At 72.2% G+C, this 3,890-nt stretch carries 5 protein-coding genes and 2 riboswitches; of the genes, 3 read left to right on the plus strand and 2 right to left on the minus strand.

Going from position 1 to position 3,890, the window contains the following annotated elements:
* Positions 1–72: 72 nt before the first annotated feature.
* Positions 73–486 carry a type II toxin-antitoxin system VapC family toxin gene (locus tag FV228_RS22610; protein ID WP_147856652.1) on the plus strand — a complete coding sequence of 138 codons (414 nt, stop codon included), beginning with the start codon at positions 73–75 and terminating at the stop codon, positions 484–486.
* Positions 487–621: 135 nt separating this feature from the next.
* Here FV228_RS22610 and FV228_RS22615 read toward each other — a convergent pair whose 3' ends face one another.
* Positions 622–1,896 carry a D-amino acid dehydrogenase gene (locus FV228_RS22615; protein WP_147856653.1) on the minus strand — a complete coding sequence of 425 codons (1,275 nt, stop codon included), beginning with the start codon at positions 1,894–1,896 and terminating at the stop codon, positions 622–624.
* A gap of 69 nt (positions 1,897–1,965) precedes the next feature.
* A riboswitch (glycine riboswitch) is annotated at positions 1,966–2,079 on the minus strand.
* Positions 2,080–2,082: 3 nt separating this feature from the next.
* Positions 2,083–2,186: riboswitch (glycine riboswitch) on the minus strand.
* 159 nt (positions 2,187–2,345) lie between these two features.
* Between FV228_RS22615 and FV228_RS22620 the strand changes: the two genes are divergently transcribed.
* Positions 2,346–2,681, plus strand: a complete 336-nt coding sequence (locus FV228_RS22620; RefSeq protein WP_147856654.1) for a hypothetical protein — start codon at positions 2,346–2,348, stop codon at positions 2,679–2,681.
* Positions 2,682–2,738: 57 nt separating this feature from the next.
* Here the strand turns inward: FV228_RS22620 and FV228_RS22625 are convergent, their stop codons facing one another.
* Positions 2,739–3,077 carry a carboxymuconolactone decarboxylase family protein gene (locus FV228_RS22625; protein ID WP_147856655.1) on the minus strand — a complete coding sequence of 113 codons (339 nt, stop codon included), beginning with the start codon at positions 3,075–3,077 and terminating at the stop codon, positions 2,739–2,741.
* Positions 3,078–3,385: 308 nt separating this feature from the next.
* On the opposite strand from FV228_RS22625, the gene FV228_RS22630 reads away from it, so the two are divergent.
* The gene (locus FV228_RS22630) at positions 3,386–3,823 is read left to right on the plus strand and encodes a GFA family protein (RefSeq protein WP_147856656.1); all 438 of its coding nucleotides are present in this window, start codon (positions 3,386–3,388) and stop codon (positions 3,821–3,823) included.
* Positions 3,824–3,890 lie beyond the last annotated feature (67 nt).

A 3,890-nucleotide genomic window follows, 5' to 3' on the forward strand; every position in this document is an offset into this window, starting at 1 on the left:
AGCCGGCATCGCCGCGCGGGGCGTGCGGTTCGACGCGGCGGAGATGAGGGCGCTGCGCGACGAAGGCCGGCGGTGAGCGCCTGCGTTCTCGACTGCTCCGCCGCCCTGTGCTGGATCCTGCCGGACGAGGGCGACGCAGCCACGGACGCCCTGCTCGACCGGGTGGCGCAAGCCGGCGCCACGGTTCCGGCCCTGTGGCCGTTCGAGGTCGCCAACGTCATGCTCATGGCCGAGCGGCGCCAGCGCATCACGGCGGCCGAACGCCGGCAGGCCCTGACCATCCTGGGCGACCTGCCGGTCCGGATCGACCCGCCCTCGCCGGAGCGGGCTTGGACGGAGACCCTCGTGCTCGCCCAGGCGCACCGGCTGACGGCCTACGACGCGAGCTATCTCGAACTGGCGATCCGTCATGGGCTGCCCCTGGCGACACGGGACGCGGCTCTGCGGGCCGCCGCGTCTTCCTGCGGCGTCCCGCTGTCGATCTGAAGGCGTCCCGGCCCACATCGCTCGGGACGATGCCCTGGCGCATCGTGCCGGATATCGGAACCGGCATGATGCGCCAGGTCTTTGAATGTGCATCACCTTTTCCGAAATCCGGCAACCACTTTTCGGGGCGATGCCCTAGGCCGCCAGATCCAGGCCCGCGGCCTCCGGGGCATGCTCGGCGGCCACCGCCTCGGCGACGAGTTCGGCGGTGGCGCCCGAGAGGGTCCAGCCGAGATGGCCGTGGCCGGTGTTGTAGAACACGCCGGGCCGGCGGCCGCGCCCGACCTTGGGCAGCATGTTCGGCAGCATCGGCCGCAGGCCGCTCCAGGCCACCACCCGGTCGGTGTCGACAAGCGGGAACTGCTCCCGGGTCCAGTCGATCAGCGGCTGCACCCGGTCGTGCCGGATGTCGCGGTTGAACCCGTTGAACTCGGCGGTGCCGGCGACCCGCAGGCGCGCGTCGCCGAGCCGGCTGGTGACGATCTTGGCCGCCTCGTCGAGGATGCTGACCTCCGGGGCCGCAGCCTGCGCCTCCGGGGTCAGCAAATTCACGGTGATCGAGTAGCCCTTCACCGGGTAGACGTTGACCCGGTCCCCGAGCATCGCGGCGAAGCGCCGGCTGGCGCAGCCCGCGCAGATCACCACCGCGTCGGCGGTCAGGGCCTGCGGGGCGGCGGCCGGGCGGTCGGCCAGATGATCGGTTCTGCGCCAGCCGATGGCGTAGCCCCCCGCCCCGGCCGCGATCGTCTCGACGCTGGCGTCGTGGACGAAGCGGACGCCCCTGCGGACGCAGGCGGCGGCGAGGCCCCGGGTGAAGGTGTGGATGTCGCCGGTGGCGTCCGAGGGCGTGAAGAAGCCGCCCGCGTAGGCGCCGGCCAGCGTCGGCTCGATCGCCCGGATCTCCTCCGGGGTCACGGCGTAGCGCTCGAGCCCGCCCTCCCGCAGCAGGGCGTTGACGGCGTGCGCCTTCTCGAAGCTCGCCCGGTCCCGGTAGAAGTGCAGGATGCCGCGGGTCTTCAGGTCGAAGTTGATGCCCTCGGCCTCGGCCATGGCGAACAGGGCGGTGCGGGCCTTGAGGGCCAGCCGCACGGTCTCAACGGTGTTCTGCCGGTAATGGGCGATCTCGCGCATGAACTCCGCCATCCAGGACAGCTTGTGCCAGGACGGGGCCGGGTTCATCAGCAGCGGCGCGTCGCGGCGCAGCATCCACTGGACGCCGTGGAGCACGGTGGAGAGCTTGTTCCAGACCTCGGCGTTGCAGGCCGAGAGCTGGCCGCCGTTGGCGAAGGAGGTCTCCATGGCGGCGTAGCGCTGCCGGTCGAGGACGGTGACGCTGTAGCCGCGCCGGGCGAGCGCGTAGGCGGTGGTCACGCCGGTGATGCCGGCGCCGATGACGGCGATGTGGGTCATGATGGGGACTCCGGGACGTGCGGACGCGGTGAGGCCCTCCCCCTGCGGGTCGGCCGGTTTTCGCGCCCCATCTGTCCCGGTGCCTGAGAGCTTGATCCGGCCGGCCCTGGCGAGGCTGGCGCGGACGTCCCCTTCGGCGGGTACCCACGGACCCGAAAGGATCCGCTGCACCGCTCTCCAGATCGCCCTGACGACACGGTTCCGGTGCCTGAGAGTTTCCGGGGCGGTTGCTCCGTCGGCGCCGGGTCCCCCTCTGGTGGGCGGATCCCGGTCTCTCCCGCATCGTCGCGATGGGCTGAGGATGCGATACCCCGATTCGCCCGCCCGGGTGAAGGCCGGGAACACCGCGCCGGCCGACAGCGCGGCCGCCCTGTCACCCGGCGGGAGCGAACCCGGCGGAGCGAACCCGGCGCTCGCCGGTTGACCGCTCGAACCTGTGGAGACGCCCGATGCTGACCAGGACCGCGATCTACGAGGGCACGGTGCGCGACGGCCAGGACGACGCGTTCTTCCGCCGGGTCCGGGACGAGCTGGAGCCGTTCTGGCGGCGCTTCCCGGGGGTGACCGCGGTGCGGGTGCAGCGCCTGGTCTCCAAGGATGCCGACGCCCGGCCGATCGCCATGATCCTGGAGATGGATTTTTTGGATCAGGCGGCGCTCGACGCCTGCCTGGCCTCGTCGATCCGGCCGGAATCCCACGCCGCCACCGAGGCGGTGATGCAGATGTTCGACGGGCGGTTCTACCACCTCGTGAGCGAGGCCCGCAGCCTGGACGTGGCGGGATAGGGCGCGCGACGGCCGGGTCCGGGGCGCCCCCGCGGCAGCGCCCCGGTCGCGGGCCGCTCAGCCCGGATCGCGCGTGAAGGCGTCGAAGGCCCGGGCGCTGTAGACCAGCGCCGCGCCGGCATTCAGCGCGACGGCGACGCCCAGCGCCTCGACCATCTCCTCCTTCGTCGCGCCGGCCTTCCGGGCGGCGTCGGTGTGGAAGGCGATGCAGCCGTCGCACCGGGTCGTCACCGCCACCGCGAGGGCGATGAGCTCCCGGGTCTTGGCGTCGAGCTGCGGCACCTTCGGCTGGGCCGAGGCCAGCTTATCGTGGGCGTGCAGCAGGTCCGGGCTGATCTGGCCGATCTGACCCAGCGTGGCCATCAGCTCGCCCCGGTAGCCGTTCCAATTCTCCATCCCGGTGTTCCTCCGAACGCGGCTCTCTCGGGAGCCGTTGCCGCGGCGGCGCCTGCTGCACCGCCTACCAACTAGTAGGTACAGATGAAGCTTCGGGATGGCAATCCGCGTCCCCGCCCTCGGCAAACCGGGCGGCGCGGCCCCGATCGAGAACCCCAGCGTGCCTTTTCCTCACGCGACGCGCGCGCTTTTCAGGGATTGTCCGGCCCGGATCCCGGGGCTACCCCCGGCGCGACGGTGAGCGCGGTCGCCGGAGGCACGCGCCCGGCCGGACCGGACCCGGCGGCGATCGGAACAGGACAGGCGCCATGACCGACCAAGCCATCGACCGGGCCACCATCCGGTCCGGCCAGTGCCATTGCGGCACGGTGCGCTTCCGGGCGACCCTCGGCGACGGCTTCGATTCGATCCGCCGCTGCACCTGCTCCTACTGCCGGATGCGCGGTGCCGTCGTCGCGATGGCGGAGGCCGGCGGGGTCGAGATCCTGGCGGGCGCGGAGACGCTGACCCGCTACCGCTTCCACACCGGGACGGCGGAGCACTTCTTCTGTTCCCGCTGCGGGATCTACACCCACCACCAGCGGCGCTCGAACCAAGACCTCTACGCCGTGAACGTGGCCTGCCTCGACGGGGTCAGCCCGTTCGACTTCCCCGCGGTGCCGGTCATGGACGGGGTCAACCACACCAGCGACACCGGCCAGCCGACCCGCCGGGCCGGCACGCTGCGGTTCATCCCGGCGGCGTAAGAGGCTCCGGCGCGGCCGGCAGCCCGGCCGCGAGGGCGTCGATCGCCAGCCGGAGGCGGGCGGTCAT

Origin of the sequence: Methylobacterium sp. WL18, assembly GCF_008040015.1 — a bacterium.
Taxonomy (GTDB): domain Bacteria; phylum Pseudomonadota; class Alphaproteobacteria; order Rhizobiales; family Beijerinckiaceae; genus Methylobacterium; species Methylobacterium mesophilicum.